Below are 20,043 nucleotides of genomic sequence, written 5' to 3' on the forward strand. Positions count from 1 at the left end.
ATGAAGAATGATTACTTAAAGAATAAAGTGGCTGTGGTAAGCGGTTCGAGTATGGGTATTGGCAAAGCCATCGCTTGGGAGTTGGCGCAACTAGGAGCCAAAGTAATATTGAACGGTAGAGATTCGGAGAAGTTGGAAAGCGCAAAAAATGAATTTTTGGATAATGGCTTCAAGGTTGATACCTTTATTGCAGACATTCGGTTACAGGAAGAGTGTAAGTTTTTGATTAGCGAAGTCATTAGTATTCACGGTCAATTGGATATTTTAGTGAATAATGCAGGTGTTAGTAGTAGGGGTTCTATTGAGAATTCGGCAGACAAAAATTTCACCATTCTCTCTGAGACCAATTTTACTGGCGCTGCCCATTTAAGCAAGTATGCCATACCCTACCTCAAAAAAACAAAAGGGCATGTGATATTTATCAATAGTATAGCAGGCTTTAGGGGAATGCCTTTTAATTCGGCCTACAGTGCCTCTAAAATGGCCCAGGCAGCACTTTCAGAAGCGCTTCGAATAGAACTTTGGGATTATGGTGTTCATGTTGGTATCGCCTTTGTGGGTTTTACCCAAAACGACCCGAATAAAAAAATCTTGGATGTAGATGGTTCACTGGTCTATTTGCCCAAACGTACGAACATGCAATTGGCCACTCAAGAATCTGTTGCCCAAAGTATCCGTAAAATGATTGAAAAAAGAACAAAGCGAATAACCTTAACAGGATTGGGAAATTTGGCTAATTTCACTATCCGTTATCTTCCTGCATTTAGCAGCTGGTTACTTTGGTTCAATCGAGAAAAAATAAAAAACCAGTATACGATGATCGGTGGGCTAAAAGTAGATGAAAGTGTACAGGTAGCTAGTGAATATCAAGAAATTTTGACCGATTCCGAAGTCGAGATAGAGGCCGTTAAAGTCCGCCAGCGTTGAAACTAAGCAAAGGTACAGGGCTATTTTTTACCATTTGTTTGACCATGTCGGGTTGAAAGTATCTTTGATAAAAAGTACTGTCTTTACGCTCCAACATCACCAAAAGGTCAGCTTGGGCATTTTCAAGATACCATAGTAAGTCTTCAAAAACTTTTTCTGAAAAGACGAGATCAAATTCCATTTTGGCATAGTCCACTTTTTGTTTTAACGTTTCCTTAAACCATTCCATTTGTCCTTCACCATCATATTCATTTCGTGTTGTAATATGTACCACTCTTATTTGTGCATCAAATTGATGTGCGATTTTTGCCAGCTTGTTAATTGCAAAAATATCTGCCTGCTCAAAATCTGTGGCATAGACCATTTTAGTAAGTTCTGTCTTTTCACTTCCTGTAGGTACGACCAATAAAGCACATGGAGATTTTTTTAGGAGTGTATTCGCTGTACTGCCCAATAATAATTCTTTTATAACACTTGTTCCTTTGGCACCGACACATATTAGATCTGCATTGAACTTGATAGCTTTTTCTATGATGCTGCTTGAAACAGAAGTGCCTTCATATACCACGAAATTCAAATCCATGTACATTTCTATAGTATCTAGATAATGGTCAACAAAGTTTTTCAATTTGGCTCGGTTTTCTACATATAGCTTTTTTTCCTTTTTCAAATAAGTTACCGTAACGGTACTTGCCAAAGTAATAGGCATATCAAAAACATGCATAACAATCAGTTTTGCACTGAATTTCTTTGCTAAAGAATATGCAAGTCGTAATGCGGAAACCGAATTTTCAGAGTAATCAGTGGCATATAAAATAGTTTTCATAGCTATGGTTTTATTATGATGCTGTAAATCTACAGCTACCTCATGTTAGTGAAAATGACTAACGTCATAAGAAATATATCTTACTAATGATTTGAGTCATTTGTATAACGAAGACACTCCATTACATTTAAAACTCAAATATAGAATTGGATATCATGAGTAATTTAAAATACAGCAAAGACATTGAATTTTTAAAAGATGGCCCATGGGACGAGCTCTATGTGTTGACAAAATATTGGATATCTGACCTTGAGTTTTATCGTGATGATTTATTATTTCTACACCATCTTATCGATAAATATTTTATTTGGATCACAAAGCAGGAAAATCTGGATCTGGTGAAAGAGCTTAAATTGGGTTTACAAGAAATGACCGCCAGCGTTAATGACTTACTGGAAAAAGTTAGCAGGCATCATGTTCGATTAGGGTTTATGGTAGAAGACTCGAATAAAAAGGATGCAGGAATTATAATATCAGAGCACCAACATTTGGAAGAGGAGATGAAGCGGTTCGTAAAATCTTTTCGAAAAAATAGAAAAGAGACTTTCAAGATAAGCGAATATATTTTAGACAGCGAAGAACTGTCAAGTATCATTAAAACATAATTCCTATTCTATGAATAATGATACACAAATTATAGGTAATGATATTGTAACTCTAATAAGCAGTAATACGATTTCTATCGATAGTTGAATTCAATGTTGAAGTTGAACTAGAAATCGATTCTGTTAGAATTAAATCGAAGTTTCAATTAGGCAATAGCAATAAAGTCTTATCCAGAAGATCAAAAAGTACTTTAAAAACAGTGGTAAATAACTCATAAAACGAATATAAGATGAAACGTTTCAAGAAAATATTATTAATAATGTTAGGTTTCATGGTTGCCTTTTTCCTCTTTCTTATGTGGTATCAATACAACTATTCGATGGATGTTGTAGCGCCCTACACAATCAACACCCCAACCTTAGAAAAAAAGCTATTGATTGCCACCCAGGGTAGTGAATTTAAAAATAAGGTAACTGGTGGAATCGTAGATCATTTTAAAGCTGATTCTGTCTATATCGAAGTAGTGGATATTTCATCACTACCGACTATTGACCCAAGAAAATATAACGCTCTCGTTATTATACATACTTGGGAGAATTGGAAACCGCCCATAACTGTACAAACTTTTATTGAAAAATACCCTGAGTTTAGTAATAAGATTGTTGTTCTCACAACCTCTGGTGAAGGCAGTTATAAAATGGAAGGTGTAGATGCCATAACGGGCGAATCAAAAATAGCTGATGCTCCGCTATTTGTAGATACAATTATTGAGCGATTGAATAAGATTTTAATTTCAAAAGGCAACTAATGAACGAATGACCCCAGTAATAATGAAACGAGGAAAAATTAAAATATTAAATACAGATATAAATACGGCAGTGTTGATTATACTTGCATTTTTACTTATCGTTGACATTATAATTGGAATTTTTGTGTTTTTTGACATCCCATATTTAAAGATCAGTATTCCCCTTTTTTTCTAAAAAAAAACCAAAGAAGTATATAAAAAGGTAAGAAAGGGCATAAGTAAGAAATCAAACATTTGTTATGAAGTACTAGTCGTTTTTAGCCATTAAAACACCATACTACTGATTTTTATCATTTTTTAAGTTGAAAGTTGCCCTTAGCTTTAAACTGTAGGCATTAGTGGCTTATTATAAAACATTAAAAAATGAAAAAGGGATTGATTAGAATTCTTGAAACAGTTATTGTGGTTTTGCTCTTGGCTTCATGTCAACCGGCAGTGGTTTTTGGGGAGCCACAACCTGTAGATGTAAAACCGTTGTCAAGAATCCCCAATAATTTCATAGGTATTTACTGGTGTAAGGTAGACAGTGCATCTTTGTATGTTGATGATGGGGCCATTGTAAGGCGTAAAGAGTTCTTGATTAAAACAACCAAGGAAGAAATAGCGGCAGATCCCGAACTTGAACTGGTAAACGGGCAGCTGTATGTTAAGGATTGGGAGGGGTATTTTCCCCTTACTGAAAAAGGGGATACCTTAATTTCCCAAATTATCATACGAGATACTATTTTTGCAATTAATGATACACAGATTCTAAAGCCCTTTAAAGGACATCTTGTTTTAAATCTAAAATTGAGTGAAGATGCTTGGGAAGTCTTAGTGGTTTCTCAAAGAAGGGGTGAATTGCTGTCTATTGCTCGGGCAGATATACCTGATAACTTAGCGCAATTAGACTCTATTACCACAGTGACTGTGCTTAAAGGAACTGATAGTATTCGTACTCAAATTTACTTGAAACCTACGGCCAAAGAGTTTGAACGAATTTATGATGAAGGATTACTTTTTGATGGCTCATGTACAGAATACGAAAGAATTTTTCCTTTAAAAGAAGTTATTTATTAAATGTTTTAGAACTGTTTGTCGATTCCAAGTTTGTGAAAATAAATGGTATCTAGATTATGTCAATGACCCTAGTTTATTGACATCACTTTATAAAACTGGTGGTTAGTTTTCGGGTAGTTGTATGGTGAAAGTACTACCTTGGCTCAAGGCACTGACGTATTCGATGCTTCCATTTAACAGTTCTACATACCTTTTTACAATACTCAGACCCAAGCCCGTGCCTTGAAAGTCTTTGACATTCTCAGCTCTGAAAAAACGTTTGAATAGATTTTTTTGATCCTGCTCAGGAATACCGATACCCTTGTCCTTTACAATAACAGTCAATTCACCGTTTCTATTCATAGTATTTAGCATTACATCTGTTTCAGAGTATTTTATGGCGTTAGTCAAAAGATTGACCAAAATATTATGTAGTATTTTTTGATTTTGTACTACCAAATTGTTTCCTTCGTGCGAATAATGAATATGTTGCTCTGGTTTAAGAATGCCTTCCATTTCTTCGGTAAGTACCTTCATGAATTCCATGATGTCAAAAGTCTCTTTTTTTACCCTTACAACGCCCCGTTCTAGTTTTTCCAGGGACAGAAAATCATCAAGAATTGAAGTGAAATTTTTTATCGCAGATTTGATACGTTGAATATGCCGGTCAATTTTATCGTATTCCCCTTTATTGTTAAACTTTTCCATAAGAATAACCGATGACAGGATTATGGTTACAGGTGTGCGTAGTTCATGTGATGCAATCGTAATGAAGGCACTTTTCATCTCGTTGATATCCTTTTCCGATTCGAGGGCCTCGCTCAGTTCTTTGGTGCGCTCTAAAACGATTCTCTCCAGTTCTTGATTGTATTTTTCGATTTTTGTGTTTTCCCTCTCTAGATCTTCATGCTGCTCTTGCAAGATTTCCATCTTTCGAGTTTCTGTAATATCTTGTATGGCAACACGACATACGGGACCATTTATATTTTGGTCGGTATCTATCGTACCATTCATGAGCGCGTTAAAGTATGTATTGTCTTTACGCTTTATTTTAAATTCTAAAGTTGGTAGGGTACCTGTCTTGAAAGCCTGTCGTAAACTAAGGAAAAAAGTATTCGCTTCACCTTTCGATAAATACGCAGAAAAGGGTTTTCCCTTTATATGTAAACGGTCTATGCCGAACAGGTGGCAGGCTGTAAGATTAATGTTGTTGATTACCCCCTTCTCGTTCAATATCAAATAGCCCACAGGCGCAAAGTCGAACAGGTCACAATATTCATCACGAGCTTTTTCTAGTTGCTGCTGGGCCTCTCTCAATTCTTGGTTCTGCATCTCAAGTTCTATCTGATGTACTTCAAGTTCGTGCATCAAAATCTTGGCCTTTTCCATGGTAAGGTCTAGGGTCGATAGGGGCAAATTTTTTATTTGGGCTTCCGCCTTTTTTCGTAAAGCGCTATTTGGTGGATTTTTCGCCTTCATCTCTTTCTATTTTTAGTTTTGCCAACTCTTTTTTAGCTTCATGAAGCTCTGTGATGTCTATTAAGGTACAGGCAATTCCTTCCAAAGAATTATTTGCATAAACAGGTCTCACCATTAAATCGTACAGGTAGGTTGCATTACCAATAGTTAGGTCGATTCTCTCTCGTATGGCTTTTCCTTTTTTTAAGACCTCTTTCTTTATTTTTTCTAATCTTGCCGTATCCTTTTCCGAATAAAAATCTCCATCTTTTTTTCCGACCATTTTTGCGAACTGAAAGTTGGGTTGAACGTTGTTGCCGATACTTGTATATTTTAGATCTTTGTTTTGTGTATAGACAATGGTCTTTGACATTTCAAGTAAATCCTCATAACTCTTCTTGGCATTCTTTAAATCATCGGCCAATTGTATTTCATGGGTTATATCGACAAAAGTGATTACCACCCCTTCTATCATATTTTCAGAAGTGCGGTACGGTAAAATTTGCATTTTGTACCAGGTGCCGTCGCTGCTTTGAACTGATGTTGTAACTGGGACGAGCTTTTGAAGTACCTGTTTTATATCATTTTCGAGCCCGTCATAAACTAAGTTTGATGATAAATGTGTAATTGGCCTCCCTATGTCGGTCTGTATCAAATTTATGATTTTTGTTAAAGGAGGCGTGAATCGTTTGATTCTGAGGTTGGCATCTAAGAAAATTGTACCTATCTCGGTACTTGCCAATAAGTTGTTCATATCATCATACGCCAAGGCCAGTTCATCAATTTTTGAGGTGAGCTCAGTATTTATGGTTACGATTTCTTCGTTAACGCTTTGTAGTTCTTCTTTTGAGGTTTCGAGTTCTTCGTTTGTACTTTGTAGTTCCTCATTGCTCGACTGTAGTTCTTCATTGCTCGATTTCAACTCCTCGTTCGAAACTTCAAGTTCTTCAATGGTAGAGCGAAGGTATTCTTTAGTCGCTGTGAGTTCCTGCTCCAACGCATGAATTTCGGAAACTTCTTGGGCCTTTGCCGGTTTAACATCTACAGGGGCAATCTCCTCTTGAACTAGTTCTTCAAAGGTTATCATATAAAAACCTTCATAGGTATTTAGAGGTTCTAATGGCGTTATTCGAAGTAATATGGTCTGAAAATTGCCGTTGGTCTTTACATTAACCCCTTTGCTGATTTCTGTTTTTTTGCTCTTTCTTACCTTAACGATAAGTGCACGTAGGTCGGTTTTTAGTCCTTCACGGGCCATATCTACAATGTGGAGTTTTGCCTCTCCAGGCGAGGGCTGAAGGTATTTACCTGTATTACCCGAAAAATAAACGGCATCACCTTCGTTGTTAATGATGGCACATGCCGGGGCATATCTGGCCAATAATAAACGCTCGGTTACCCCGGCCAGGTTTTCACGGGGTTTTAATTTTATGGGAAGTGAATTCTCGGAAACTATGCGGCTTTGCTCTCGAAATAATTGACTAATATCAGGCACTTTGGTAGCAACCACATTTTTATGCCTGAATATTTTATTCTTTCGGTCAATGGCTTCAAAAATGCTTGCAAATTCCCCTAAAGATTCAGAGCTGCCCAAGAACAAAATACCATCAGGTTTTAAGGCATAATGAAAAATAGTGAACACCCGTTTTTGTGCTTCTTGGTTTAAATAGATCAAAAGGTTTCTGCAGCTTACCAAATCTTGTTTTGAAAAAGGGGGGTCTTTAATAAGATTATGTTCGGCAAAAATGATTTGATCCCTTATTTCCTTTTTGATTCTAAACGTTGTTTTGTCTTTCAGAAAATAGCGGGAGAGCCTTTTGGTACTTATATCTGATGCAATGGTCTCTGGATAAATACCCTGTCGCGCAAGATTAATAGTGTCACCGTCAAGATCAGAAGCGAAAATCTGCACTTTCAAGTTTTTGCTACCCTTACGGATCTCCTCATCAAACAGTATGGCCAAAGAATAGGCTTCTTCACCGGTAGAACAGCCAGCTACCCAAATACGGATAGTTTCACCATTCTGTTTTTTATTCAAAATTTCTGGGATTATCACTTTTTGTAAGGCTTCATAGGCCTCGGTATCGCGAAAAAAACTGGTTACACCGATGAGCAGTTCTTTAAAGAGCTTTAGAACTTCTTCTCGATCCTTTTGAATGTACTTCAAATAGTTTTCGAGTTTGTCGATTTGGTTGAGTGCCATGCGTTTATCTATCCTCCTGATAACCGTACTACTCTTGTAATCTCCGAAATTACACCCTGTTTCATTGCGCAATACAATAAATATTTTTTCCAACAAGTTTTTGGTCGTATCGATTTTCGTCGATTTTTTCTCCAATCCGAATTTTCGGTTTTTTGCATATTTTATTAACATGTCGGGAATTTCCTTGACGGGAAGTATAAAATCATGAGATTCCGCGGCAATGGCACTTCTTGGCATACCGTCATATTTTGCAGTATCGGGGTTTTGCACAATAGCGAGTCCGCCTTGACCCTTAACCTGCTTAAGACCCAAAGTGCCTTCGGTGCCTGTACCTGATAATATTATTCCGACCGCCCTGCCCATCTGATCTTCTGCCAGGGAGCGAAAAAAATTATCGATCGGTTTTCGAAAACCCCGGGCCTTCATTGGGTCCATTAAGTGTAGAACGCCATTAAAGATGGCCATATCTTTATTGGGCGGTATGACATAGATATGGTTCGGTTGTACTTTTGTATGATCTACGACCTCAGATATTTCCATCTGGGTATGCTTTTTTATCAACTCCACCATGAGGCTTTTATGGGTAGGGTCTAGGTGTTGTACCAAAACAAAAGCCATTCCCGGATTTTCTGGCATGGCCTCAAAAAACTGGTTAAAGGTCTCTAGCCCACCTGCGGAAGCGCCCATACCAACGATAAGAAAATCGCTTTCGGTATTTTCATTTGAGCTCTTCCCCTCTTGAGCCCTTGATTTATCGGTTTTTTTTATCGAAGGTTTTTTATTGGCCATAATTTTTAACAACACCTTTATTGATTCTCAAATATAAGCAAAAGCACATTCTTGAATTCAAGAATGCTTACGTACAATATATATCGAAAAACATATATATTGTATGATAAATATCACATGTGAGAGATACAATTACAAAATTTTCGGCCATTTGGTACCCTTCGATAGTACACATGAAAAAGGAGCTGTTTACATATATTTAGAGAGAAAATGAAAAAATTCCTTTTTAAGGTCTGCGTAGATTTGTCGTTGAGTTTCCATTTGGTTCCTGAATTCAAGATGTTTTTTAGTGAGTGCAGTATCTAATGAGTCATGACCAGATTTTAACTGTCCTGCAATACGGGTTTCATGCTTTTCAATAGTTTCTTGAAGTTTGTCAATAATGCCTTCATGAAGTATAAATTCATTTTGGTAATGCTCTAATTGTACCAATACATCTTTATTCGTCCAACGTTGTATTAAATCACTCAATCGATTGTTGAACGATTTTAGCTCGTCTTCCCAAAAAGCAAGTTCGCTTTGCCATTGTTTGTGCTCAAAATGTAAATCTTCGTTGTAAAGTACTTCGGTTTTTGTTTTCATGATTAACTGGTTTTAAATTAATTTATGATTTCTAGATATTAGAAATCTTTTCGTTATGAGCGTACCTACTATTTCTGCCAACTTAAAAACTTCGCTACATACAAGAATAATAAGTTATTGGTGTCATTCATGTACTAGTTGAGGTTTCATTCTTTCTTCACCAATAATTCTATTTCTCGTTTACCGAGTAAGCGTTCCAAACTTTCTTTTTCCACAACTTCTTCTTTTAAAAGAAGTTGTGCCAGTTTTTTAAGTTCATCACGATGCTTCAGTAATACTTTTTTTGTTCTTTCATAGGCTGCGGTAACCAAATTTTGTACGTTCTGATCAATTAGTTTCGCCATATCCTCACTATAGGGTTTGCCCAAGATCCGGTCATTTTGTCCCGAAGAATCATAAAAACTGATGGGGCCTATTTCATCGTTAAGGCCATAATATGCTACCATGGCATAGGCTTGCTTAGTTACCTTTTCAAGGTCGTCTAAAGCACCGGTAGATATTTCGTCAAAAATAATTTCTTCTGCGGCACGGCCTCCCAACGAAGCACAGATTTGATCTATAAACTGAGATTTGGTTACAATTTGTCGTTCCTCAGGCAAATACCAAGCTGAACCCAACGATTTACCGCGAGGTATAATCGAAATCTTAACCAAGGCATCTACATGTTCTAAATACCAACTAGCCACTGCATGGCCTGCCTCATGATACGCTACGATTTCTTTTTCCTTGGGCGAAATGATCTTACTTTTACGCTCTACACCACCGATGACTCGATCTCGTGCCTCCATAAAATCGGTATGTTCAACTACTTTCTTATTCTTACGTGCTGCAATTAGAGCAGCCTCATTGCAGATATTTGCAATATCGGCACCAGAAAACCCCGGACTCAATTTGGCAAGTTGAGCACCATCTACATTTTTTGATAGTTTTAATGGACGTAGATGTACCCCGAAAATTTCTTCCCGTTCTTCTTTAGTTGGTAGTTCCAAATAAATATGGCGGTCAAAACGGCCAGGTCGCAATAATGCCTTATCCAATACATCGGGACGATTGGTAGCGGCCAATACGATAACACCGGTGTTCTGTCCAAAACCATCTAGCTCGGTCAGTAATTGATTCAAGGTACTTTCTCTTTCGTCATTGGCCTGAAAGGCATTTATTTTTCCACGAGAACGGCCCACGGCATCAATTTCGTCGATAAAAATAATACTAGGGGCTTTTTCTTTTGCCCTTTTGAACAGGTCACGAACCCTTGAGGCACCGACACCGACGAACATTTCTACAAATTCAGAACCCGAAATAGAGAAAAATGGCACTTGGGCTTCGCCGGCCATCGCTTTGGCCATTAGTGTCTTTCCTGTTCCTGGAGGACCTACAAGCATGACCCCTTTGGGAATTTTAGCACCTAATTTGGTATACCTCTCAGGATTTTTGAGAAAATCGACTACCTCCATAACTTCGGCTTTGGCCTCTTTAAGGCCTGCTATGTCATTAAATGTTACAGGGCTTTTAGTACCTTTCTCAGTAAGCTTGGCGGTAGATTTTCCGAAGTTGAAAAGCGTACCGCCCTTAGGGTTGCCACCTCCCATTCTGCGAATCATGAATAGCCAGAATAAAATTATGATGGCAAAGGGTAATAACCATGAAAATAGGTTTACCCAACTGGTTTGATTTTGATATTGCACATCTATTTTATCTTCTTTCGAGAAACCCTCTTGCGCTTGTTGTAATTTGTTCTCAAAGGTCTCTACCGACCCTATGGTCATTCGATAGTGGGCCCTTTCTTTGGTACTTAAAACTCCGTCGGTTATCCATTTGTACTTTTCATCGTTAAGACGGTCTTGTTTGATGTATATATTGGCCACCTCTTTGTTGATGACCACAATTTTTTCCACATCGTGTTCGGCCAAAAGATTCTGCTCAAAATCTGACCAACTTATTTCCCGTATTTCGTTTGTATTATTTAGGGTCAGATAAATAACCGTCATAAGAGCAACCACGATGATATAGAACCAACTAGAGCCATAGCTTTCATTGGGCGGTGAAATTTTACCATTATCCGGGAGTTGGTTTTTATCTTCTTTATCGTGTGGATTTTTCATTCTATTTTTGGATACTGATGTCATCTCTATTAGGGTTTCAAAACTATTTCAATAGAATTTGACTGAAAATGATATAGGTCATATACAATCTCTTCATCATCCTTTTATTTTGTTGTTTAAATATTAAACAGATGGAAAGCAGAAACTTATACAAATCTTTTATTCTATTTATACTAGTATTAGTTTTAATGTTGTTAGCCAGCTGCAGCCCCATAGTTGTTTCCTCTAGGATAGGACAACCACCACCACCATGGTTCTATCCAAATCGTTTGGAAGTTGTTAGGTATGTCTATTTCCCTGAATATAGCTTCTATTATGATCTTTCGGCGCGAACCTATGTATATCTAAATGGGGGGGTATGGGTAAGGCGAAACGTATTGCCACCGAGATACCGAAATATCGATTTAAGACGTGCGAAATATGAACGGATTCGTAATTATAATGATGAGAATATTCGCCGTTACCATGAGGACAATAATGCAAATAGAGGTAGAAGCAATAGAACGACACCACGTTCCAATACTAGAAAAAATTAAATAATAATATATGAAGACTCCAATAATAATAGTAACACTTGTGCTGCTATTTAAGGCATGTAAAGGTTAAGAAAAAGAGGCGCTAACTAGTCAAACAGAGAAAGATCCGGTCATTGAACCCAAGGTGTCATGGAAGGAACGTTCATAGAGAATATGACGAATTCGGAAACTTAATTACGATTCTCTTTATAGGTATTCCTATACTAACGTTGAGGGTGATTCACTTAATGTAAATCTTGATAGTATTATGGGCTCATTTAGAAAATATTTTAAGGAGAGCGCACCTTTTTAGTGTAAAGATGATTTTTCATTTTCCCCTAAAAATGAGACTCTTTTTATGAGAGATTTTTTTAGAGACGATTATTTCTTTAATCAATGGGAACAACAACCTATAGATTGACGAGATGATGAGAAAAATGGACTCGACCCGTAATGCCTTCTTAAAACAATTTCACCCTGGGTTAATGGAATCTAAAAGGAAAGATTAGCCATACCTTCTAAAAGATAATAAGAAAACATATTTATGATTTCATATAATTCATTGGCCTTATTAATTTTCAGGAAGTACCAAGAGGGGTACGTTGGTCATAAAGGACATATTTTTAATAATAGGTTCGCGTAACAATTTTTCAAAAAAACCATGTTTGGTTTTTAAAAAGGTGACCATGCCGATGTTCTTATATTGTTTTTCTAAATCTTTTAGCGTTGACGAAACCGAATTCTTTTTCTTTACCTGTATAAATCGATGCCTAGTGTCTTTTAGGTAGTTTTGAAGCAATTCTTTGTTCGATTTTTGAATGTCTTCAAGTTCGTTTTTTGAATTGATGTATACAATGTTTATGATTGAATCCCAAAGGGAAGATATTTTGATCAGTGGTGTTAATTCTAAAGAAGTGAATGCATGTTTGAAATCGTTAGCAAAAAGAATATCATCAGGTATGTCATAATCATATTCGCCTGGTACGGCAATAATAGGGCAATTATCAATATATTTAATTACACTGGTGGTAACGCTTCCCATAAATATTTCCTTTAATGCTGAAGATCCCTTTGTACCCATAAAAACATAATCGATGTCTTTTTCAGCTATAGTTTTTTCTATTCCACCCAAAGCCGTATCGGTCAACAATACGTTTTTGAACGTGTGTTTTGTATTTTTCGTTGCATCTAGTCTTTTTTGTAGTAGGCCTAAAGCGTTACCCGCATCTACTTTAGTACCTGTTTCAGAAGGTACAATGTAGTAGGCATGTAATAGGTAAAAAGTACACTGCTCTCGCTCAAAAAGATATACGGCATAGTCGATAGCATTTTGTGCTATTTCTGAAAAATCGGTGGGTAACAATATTTTGTACATGGTGTTATTTTATTTTAAAAGTACTGTTGGTATTTATGCCAAACCATGATATTGGTCAGTCAGCTAAAAGGAGTGATGTATTGGTTTTAATATATAAATGATGTTGACTAATAAGACAAAGTGACCCTCGTCATTTTGGGTATGGTAAAAAACCATCAAATTTATTAACATATAAAAATTTGTTCATCATCACTAAAAAAACAATAATGGCTTCAATTATACATTTTGATATTTCTGCAGAAGATGTTCTTAGGGCTAAGAGTTTTTATGAAAACTTATTTGGATGGAAAATAGAGAAATTCCCGAATGGCCCTACAGAATACTATCTTATAGAGACCTTGGCAAAGACAGGAGAAAAAGGTATTGGTGGCGGAATAGCCAAAAGGGAAAAGTCTGGTCAACACATTACCAATTTTATCGAAGTAGATTCTATTGATGAAGCTATTGCTAAAGTGAGGGAACTAGGTGGGGAAATTGTTGAACCTAAATCTATGATTTCAAATATTGGGTACATCGCAGGTTGTAAGGATACCGAAGGGAATAGCTTTGGACTCATGGAGGTTACTGAAAAATAAGACTACAAAAAACTACTTATAGGGTCTATCATAGTCATTTATGAAAATTAAATTATGGACTGACTAATGTCATTTTTATCCTATTTCTTAAGGTGTAGCTTTATCCTGCTAGTTTAGTTAGCAATATCAAAACTGAATAGGTAATGCCATGGGCTTTAACTAATTTTTTTTGATTGCAATTGTGACAAAAACCAAATATTTAAACCAGCATAAGAAAACAAACGACTATACCCTCTTATGTAAAAATTGGATGGTTTTGTTCAAGGTCAAAGAGAAATTTAAATTGATATAATTTTTTGAAATACGATGCGAAAATATACCCTCAATTTAGCAAATACTTTTTATTTCATTTTTACGCTTACCCTAGTTATCTGGATTCTTCATGCGGCCAAAGTGGTAATTATTCCGATAGTATTCAGTTTTTTTTTGCCTTGATGTTAAAACCCATAGTATCCTTTTTTGAACTTAAATTTCATAATCGAATTTTAGCCATATTTACGGCATATGTTCTAGCCGTTGCTCCACTTTTCATTTTAATTTTCTTCTTTTTCAATCAAACCAGAATTCTCTTTAGTGATCTGCCCTCGGTTCGAGACCGCTTGGCAGAAATGATGACCGTTATTTCTGATTGGTCTGACCAAAAACTTAGTTTAAAGGCGGATACAACCTCTAGTTGGGTATCAGAAAATGTGCTAGCGGCATCTGATTTTTCAATCGATATTATTAAGGGAAGTCTGCAATCGACCACTACTGTATTGGCTCATGTAGTGCTTATTGTGGTAATCACCTATTTTATACTATTATACAGTACCGCATTCAAAAGTTTCCTATTGGTACAGGCAAATCTTGAAAATAGAAAAAGACTTGACCAATTTTTTAAAAAGTTGCAATACCTTGCTAAGCGTTATTTATTGGGACAGGTATTGGTCATAATAATTTTAGGACTCTTAATTGGGTCAGGGTTGTGGCTCATTGGTGTTCCTTATCCTTTCTTTTGGGGCTTTTTGGCAGGGTTCCTTGAAATTATCCCCTATGTAGGTACGTCTATTGGTGGAATATTGCCCGTTTTCTACATGTTTATGATCACCGATAATTTTTGGCAACCTATTGCTGTAGTTGGCCTTTATATAGTTGTACAACAATTGGAGGGTAATTTAATTTCGCCGAACATAATGGGTACGAGTATTAGAATTAACCCCTTGTTTGTAATTCTTGGACTTTTTATCGGGGGTATTTTATGGGGAATTCCGGGTATGATTTTAGCATTGCCGATTTTGGCGATGACAAAAGAAATATTTCGAAGTTTTGATATATTTAAACCATTGAGTTACCTAATGGAAGATGGTCTAGCCCGTAAAAAGAATGTTTTTCTAGAACTTTTCGATGACGAAAAATATAGGATTATCAACTTTTTTTTCGAAGAAAGAAAAGAATAGTACTAATTTTCACTCAGATCAACTCTTTTGATTTTTGCTTTTCAATATAAAAGGATTGGCTTACTTTTCTGTACAAGGCCATGTCTAGGCCAATGAACCAACTAATAAATAATGCAAACGTAAATTTTTGTATGACAGGAAGCGCCTTTATACATATGCCGGTTTCGTAAATATAATAATTGGAAAGAAAGGTGATTATACAGACAACACCTAACAGAAAAAGTTTTTTATAGTTCGTTTTATAAAGTTCTACACAACAAGCAATAAAGGTAACAACGCCGAATACCCCTGCTATGCGTATAATTACATCATGATTGCCGATTGCTAAAAATAGAATGGTCAATAATGATAAGTACCCCGAAGTACTCATAATCTTTTTAATGTTATTTTTTGTTTTGAATAATTTTGGAAGCAAAGACCATAAAAAAAATATACCGGCACAAAGCAGGCATAAAGCCGTAATTGCATATGTTCGACCTTTGTTGGGTTCCCCGTTGATAGCATTGATATCTAATAAGTCGCAAAGATAATTGTGCCAAAAACTAAAACCATCTGTATCTGATACTATCCAAGATCCCCCAGGATAATGTTTAGCAGCCATAAAATAAAAAAGAATAAAAGATCCAATACCAATTAAGGGTAGCGACAATAGAAAAAGCTCGTAAGAATCTAATACTGCCTTAGTTTTCATGAGCAGTTAGTTGTATAGGTTCTATTGTTAAAATTGAAACGTATAAAAACAGAAACAGGAGGCCTATGGTCTCCTGTTTCTTTTGAAGTGTTCGTTTTATTCTTTGCGTTACATCTAACCTTAAGTCATCTTATCGCTAAAATGATATAGGGGCGATTTTATCAATAAATAATTCGGACACTTTCCGACCTTTATAACCTTGCGATTATATTGGCCTTTCTCTAATTGTTTTTTAAAAAGGACCAGAATTCCAGATTATCCGGTCCTTTTTTTGGTATCGCATTTCTATAAATTTTGAACGCAGATCAAGCTACAATGTACTAGCTACATTTTCACTTATTTTTCTCTATAAAAGAAATGTGCGCGATACCAAATATATGGCCGCTAAGGCATTGCTGCTTAGAAGCCTTAATTTTTAGTTATAATTTTAAAGAAGAAACAGGAAGCCGAAACTTCCTATTTTCCATAAAGAATTAAATTTGTTGTTACCTTTTATCAATCTTTTAAACCAACTTATTGCTAAGATTATTTAACATATTGATTTGGGTAGCGACAGCATTTCCTTCTTTACTATGACTTGTATCCTCTTGCGATGATGCAAATCAATTCTTTTTTATTTTATAAGAAACCAAGTCACCGCAGTAACCTGGTTTCTAAGAAGATGATATTTCACCAGTTTGCGCTTACACTGACTCTTATTTGTGAGTATTGCTAAACCCAAATAGAATTCAAACGGGCAAAATGTTTACGTGTTATCTTCTTCTTTTTAAATTGAATCCCGGTTCCCCCGAACAAGATTCAAATGGCTATTAATTTCAAAGAACATTATTATTTTTGATTATGATGCTAAATTAAGGCAAGCTTGACATCTTCAAAATGACCTAGGTCAGTTTGAAGAAAATTTTTCGGTTTTAGGAATTTTTAATGATAAATTCATGATTTTTCCCTTTCTTAAAATAGTGGTTTTTAAGGTGTCACCGAATTGAAGGTTATGTATAATTGACCAAGCCATGGTAAGATTTTTTTCATTCGTTAATGGTATATCGTTAAAAGTCAATAAAATATCGCCACCAACATCTAATTGTCCCCCCTCAATATTTAGTTGATAGAATGACCCCCTTAAGCCTAAGTTGTCTCCTAAGGATTTTGGGGCAACTTTTTGAACCATTACCCCGGCACTTTGTGGTAAGTTCAATATTTCTGCTAATGGTCCAGTAATAAAATAGGCCTCAATACCGGTCCAAAGTGGTCTTTCATCGCAAAGCAGTTCTTTGGCAATATTAGAGGTAGCGGCAAATGATATACCTTGAAACCCTTCAGAATGGCTTAAAATAAAACTAGCAATGCCAATTACTTCTCCTTTCATATTAAATAATGGCCCGCCAGAACTACCCTCGTTAACGGCAGCATCGGTTTGTATGAATTCTGTTTTTATGAATCCGCTCGATACCTGTTTTCTTGAATATTTTCCACTTATGTAACCAACAGAAAGTGAATGGCCTAAGCCAAATGGCGACCCGATGACAAAAACTTGATCACCAATTTTAACTTTATCAGAATCGGCTAAAGTTACAACTGCAAGGGGTGTGCTTTTCGACTCGGTCAGTCTAATTAATGCTACATCAGCTGTAGGGTAAGAGTATAGAACTTGTGCCGGAACTTCTTCTCCATCCGAAAAAACTACCTGAATCATAGTTGCGTTTTGAACGATATGCGCGGCTGTCATGATATCACCGTCATTTGAAATAACGAAGCCCGACCCAAGGCCTTCAAGTGTTACCAAAGTTTTCATTTTTCCCTGGCCATAAATTTCTGGTTGCCAAGTTTTAATAAGTACAACAGATGCATTGGCCTCTTCATATAATTCGCTTATACTTTGAGATGTGGCGAACGTTACATATAAAAATGAAATTAATAGTATAATCGTTTTCATGGTATATTATTGAAACTATTCATGCCAATTAAATATTAGTACTAGATATGGAAGGTTCCAAGACGTTAAAGAGTGGTTCTAACTTTGGTAGAATGATTTTTGTTCTTTCACTTTTATATAGTTGAGTTTTGCCTTGTTGCACGGTAAATTTCTTTTGATTTAAACCGAACGTTAATAAAATGAGGATAGCAAAAGTGGTTAGTATTAGAATATTCATATTTCTAAAGTTATAATTGATAATAAATTACATGACAAAGTAATCTTAGATGGTTTACTATGAAATGATGTACGTCATACATAAAATGCAGTCATCATTTACTTTCTTCAATGAAATAGCTCAATAATTAGGGATAACCTGCTCAAAATCGGTTAGGTATTTTAATGTTACTTATTGTGCGTGATACTTTAGTATCACAGTAAGCCTTAACTTTAATTTGGGTATAAAATATTATTTTTCCTACAGGTAATATTTTTTTTGTATCTTTTTTATTCTCTTTTTACTAGAACTTAATACCATGATAAAGATTCTTATTATAGAAGATGATAACGCTATTCGAGAAAATACTTCTGAACTTTTGGAACTTGAAGGGTATTCTACTTTAACGGCTTCAAATGGAAAAATAGGTTTAGAAAAAATTAAACGTCATCTGCCAGATTTAATACTTTGCGATCTTCGAATGCCCGAAATGGATGGTTTTACTGTACTTAAGAACCTTGGCCAATGTACTGATATGAAAAGAATACCATTAATATTCTTTAGTGCCAAATCTGAAAAAATAGATATAAAGATAGGCATGGATGCCGGTGCAGAAGCTTATCTCGTGAAGCCTTTTGAATTTGAAGAGCTTTTGGCATCCATCGAAAAATGCTTAAATAATAAAAAAGAAGTTTAATAAGATTAAGTAGCACTTTCGAATAGAATATTTCTTTTCTTCATTAGATTATAACACAGTTTATTTTATCTACCTGATTCAAATCATTTTACCTTTTCTGTTCAATCGGTACTTTGGCAGAAAATTGATTGAACATGTATACTGCTGAAAAACATCCGTTACCAAAAGCAACTTTTGAAACATTAATAGAGAAGAACGCCCTTTATTGTGTGTCCATATACCTTTCAATGGATAAAAAAGGGATGCAACAAAACCTTCATTTGGCTCAAGCCTTGTTGAAAAACTGTTTAGAAGAGGTACGCGTAGTATTGTTGCAACATCAACTACAGGAAAATGAAGTAGAAGATTACCTTGACCCTATAGCTCAATTATTAAAAAAGGTAGATTTATGGCGAAACCCATCTGACGGTCTCGCTATCTTTTTAGATTTCGAAGCGGGGCTACAATACTATCATATACCAATACCTTTTGAGACACAAACATATGTGGCAAGTCATTTTTACCTGAAGCCCTTGTTACCGATTTACCATAATGATGGCCTATACTACCTTTTGGAGCTAAGTCGTGATTATGTAAAGCTATATAAAGCATCAAGATATCATTTTGAGGATCTATACGTCGAAGATTTTGCGCCTAAACGCTTAGAAGAGGCCGTTGGGTTTGATTATAAACCAAAAATGTTACAGTTTAGAAGTGGACAGGATATAGGTGGAGCAGGTCTATTTCATGGACACGGAGAGGGTAAGGATGATAATAAAAAAGAATTGGTCAAATTTTTTAGGGAGATTGATAAAGGAGTGAAAAAGACCATTGAAAATCAAAATGCTCCTTTATTATTGGCTTGTACCGATTACCTGTATAGTATTTATAAACAAACAAGTTCCTATAAAAACGTTTATGATAAGCATTTGGGTGGTGATCCAGAATTTAAAGTAAAGACTTCATTGCATCAAGATTCTTGGGATTTAATAGAACCCCATTTTAAAAAACTTAAGTCTGATATGATACGTAAGTTTAAAGAATTATATCATACCCAAAAAACCTCGTATGAAACAGGCAATATACTAAGTGCTGCCTTAAATGGAACTGTAGATACCCTTTTCATTGAAAACGAGAAAGATATTTTTGGTACGTTTAATTTAAAAACCAATAAGGTAATCATAGATAAATCAAAAGATATCAGTAATGCTTCATTAACGAATTTGGCTGCTTTAGAAACCTTTAGACAAGGTGGTAAGGTGTTTTTTTTACCTGCTGAAGATATGCCTGTGAAAAATAGTAACCTAAATGCAATTTTTAGGTATTGACCTTTTTCTGAAAGTCATTTATTTAAGTATTACGAGAAA

17 protein-coding genes are annotated in these 20,043 nt (G+C 35.7%); 9 read left to right on the plus strand and 8 right to left on the minus strand.

Going from position 1 to position 20,043, the window contains the following annotated elements:
* Positions 1 to 927, plus strand: coding sequence for an SDR family NAD(P)-dependent oxidoreductase (locus tag BMY56_RS08425; RefSeq protein ID WP_091622593.1), 927 nt, complete (start codon positions 1 to 3; stop codon positions 925 to 927).
* On the opposite strand, the gene BMY56_RS08430 is transcribed toward BMY56_RS08425, so the two are convergent.
* Positions 908 to 1,753: a universal stress protein gene (locus tag BMY56_RS08430; RefSeq protein ID WP_091622596.1), complete on the minus strand. Its 846-nt coding sequence runs from the start codon at positions 1,751 to 1,753 to the stop codon at positions 908 to 910. The two genes, BMY56_RS08425 and BMY56_RS08430, sit on opposite strands and share 20 nt — an antisense overlap.
* 155 nt (positions 1,754 to 1,908) lie before the next feature.
* Here BMY56_RS08430 and BMY56_RS08435 point away from each other — a divergent pair, with 155 nt between their 5' ends.
* From BMY56_RS08435 to BMY56_RS08445, 3 genes are all read left to right on the plus strand, one after another.
* A complete protein-coding gene (locus BMY56_RS08435) occupies positions 1,909 to 2,358 on the plus strand; it encodes a hypothetical protein (RefSeq protein ID WP_091622599.1) in 450 nt (149 codons plus the stop codon).
* A gap of 230 nt (positions 2,359 to 2,588) precedes the next feature.
* Positions 2,589 to 3,107, plus strand: coding sequence for a hypothetical protein (locus BMY56_RS08440; protein ID WP_143057799.1), 519 nt, complete (start codon positions 2,589 to 2,591; stop codon positions 3,105 to 3,107).
* A gap of 363 nt (positions 3,108 to 3,470) precedes the next feature.
* Entirely contained in the window at positions 3,471 to 4,166 is a 696-nt protein-coding gene (locus BMY56_RS08445; RefSeq protein WP_091622604.1) for a hypothetical protein, read from the plus strand.
* A 102-nt stretch (positions 4,167 to 4,268) separates the two neighbouring features.
* Here the strand turns inward: BMY56_RS08445 and BMY56_RS08450 are convergent, their stop codons facing one another.
* The 4 genes from BMY56_RS08450 to ftsH all read right to left on the minus strand — a co-directional run bounded on the left by BMY56_RS08450 (position 4,269) and on the right by ftsH (position 11,279).
* Positions 4,269 to 5,624, minus strand: coding sequence for a PAS domain-containing sensor histidine kinase (locus tag BMY56_RS08450; protein ID WP_091622606.1), 1,356 nt, complete (start codon positions 5,622 to 5,624; stop codon positions 4,269 to 4,271).
* Positions 5,599 to 8,595 (minus strand): CheR family methyltransferase, encoded by a 2,997-nt coding sequence (locus BMY56_RS08455; RefSeq protein WP_091622609.1) that lies wholly within the window; start codon positions 8,593 to 8,595, stop codon positions 5,599 to 5,601. The genes BMY56_RS08450 and BMY56_RS08455 overlap by 26 nt, the downstream gene beginning before the upstream one ends.
* A gap of 189 nt (positions 8,596 to 8,784) precedes the next feature.
* Complete coding sequence (locus tag BMY56_RS08460) at positions 8,785 to 9,177, minus strand: hypothetical protein (protein ID WP_091622612.1); 393 nt, start codon at positions 9,175 to 9,177, stop codon at positions 8,785 to 8,787.
* Between the two features lie 146 nt (positions 9,178 to 9,323).
* A complete protein-coding gene (ftsH, locus tag BMY56_RS08465) occupies positions 9,324 to 11,279 on the minus strand; it encodes an ATP-dependent zinc metalloprotease FtsH (protein WP_091623255.1) in 1,956 nt (651 codons plus the stop codon).
* Positions 11,280 to 11,410: 131 nt separating this feature from the next.
* Between ftsH and BMY56_RS08470 the strand changes: the two genes are divergently transcribed.
* Positions 11,411 to 11,815 (plus strand): hypothetical protein, encoded by a 405-nt coding sequence (locus BMY56_RS08470; protein ID WP_245737184.1) that lies wholly within the window; start codon positions 11,411 to 11,413, stop codon positions 11,813 to 11,815.
* A gap of 550 nt (positions 11,816 to 12,365) precedes the next feature.
* On the opposite strand, the gene BMY56_RS08475 is transcribed toward BMY56_RS08470, so the two are convergent.
* Positions 12,366 to 13,169 (minus strand): universal stress protein, encoded by an 804-nt coding sequence (locus BMY56_RS08475; protein ID WP_091622617.1) that lies wholly within the window; start codon positions 13,167 to 13,169, stop codon positions 12,366 to 12,368.
* A 206-nt stretch (positions 13,170 to 13,375) separates the two neighbouring features.
* Between BMY56_RS08475 and BMY56_RS08480 the strand changes: the two genes are divergently transcribed.
* Together BMY56_RS08480 and BMY56_RS08485 are read left to right on the plus strand one after the other, a co-directional pair.
* Positions 13,376 to 13,744: a VOC family protein gene (locus tag BMY56_RS08480; RefSeq protein WP_091622619.1), complete on the plus strand. Its 369-nt coding sequence runs from the start codon at positions 13,376 to 13,378 to the stop codon at positions 13,742 to 13,744.
* Between the two features lie 431 nt (positions 13,745 to 14,175).
* Positions 14,176 to 15,180 carry an AI-2E family transporter gene (locus tag BMY56_RS08485; protein WP_262493782.1) on the plus strand — a complete coding sequence of 335 codons (1,005 nt, stop codon included), beginning with the start codon at positions 14,176 to 14,178 and terminating at the stop codon, positions 15,178 to 15,180.
* Between the two features lie 13 nt (positions 15,181 to 15,193).
* On the opposite strand, the gene BMY56_RS08490 is transcribed toward BMY56_RS08485, so the two are convergent.
* Together BMY56_RS08490 and BMY56_RS08495 are read right to left on the minus strand one after the other, a co-directional pair.
* Complete coding sequence (locus tag BMY56_RS08490; protein WP_091622625.1) at positions 15,194 to 15,871, minus strand: hypothetical protein; 678 nt, start codon at positions 15,869 to 15,871, stop codon at positions 15,194 to 15,196.
* Between the two features lie 886 nt (positions 15,872 to 16,757).
* Entirely contained in the window at positions 16,758 to 17,804 is a 1,047-nt protein-coding gene (locus BMY56_RS08495) for a S1C family serine protease (RefSeq protein ID WP_091622627.1), read from the minus strand.
* 515 nt (positions 17,805 to 18,319) lie between these two features.
* On the opposite strand from BMY56_RS08495, the gene BMY56_RS08500 reads away from it, so the two are divergent.
* A complete protein-coding gene (locus BMY56_RS08500; RefSeq protein WP_091622630.1) occupies positions 18,320 to 18,697 on the plus strand; it encodes a response regulator transcription factor in 378 nt (125 codons plus the stop codon).
* Between the two features lie 134 nt (positions 18,698 to 18,831).
* On the plus strand, positions 18,832 to 20,004 hold the full coding sequence (locus BMY56_RS08505) for a baeRF7 domain-containing protein (protein WP_091622632.1): 1,173 nt from the start codon (positions 18,832 to 18,834) through the stop codon (positions 20,002 to 20,004).
* Positions 20,005 to 20,043: the final 39 nt, after the last annotated feature.

Origin of the sequence: Maribacter orientalis (assembly GCF_900109345.1) — a bacterium.
GTDB lineage: Bacteria > Bacteroidota > Bacteroidia > Flavobacteriales > Flavobacteriaceae > Maribacter > Maribacter orientalis.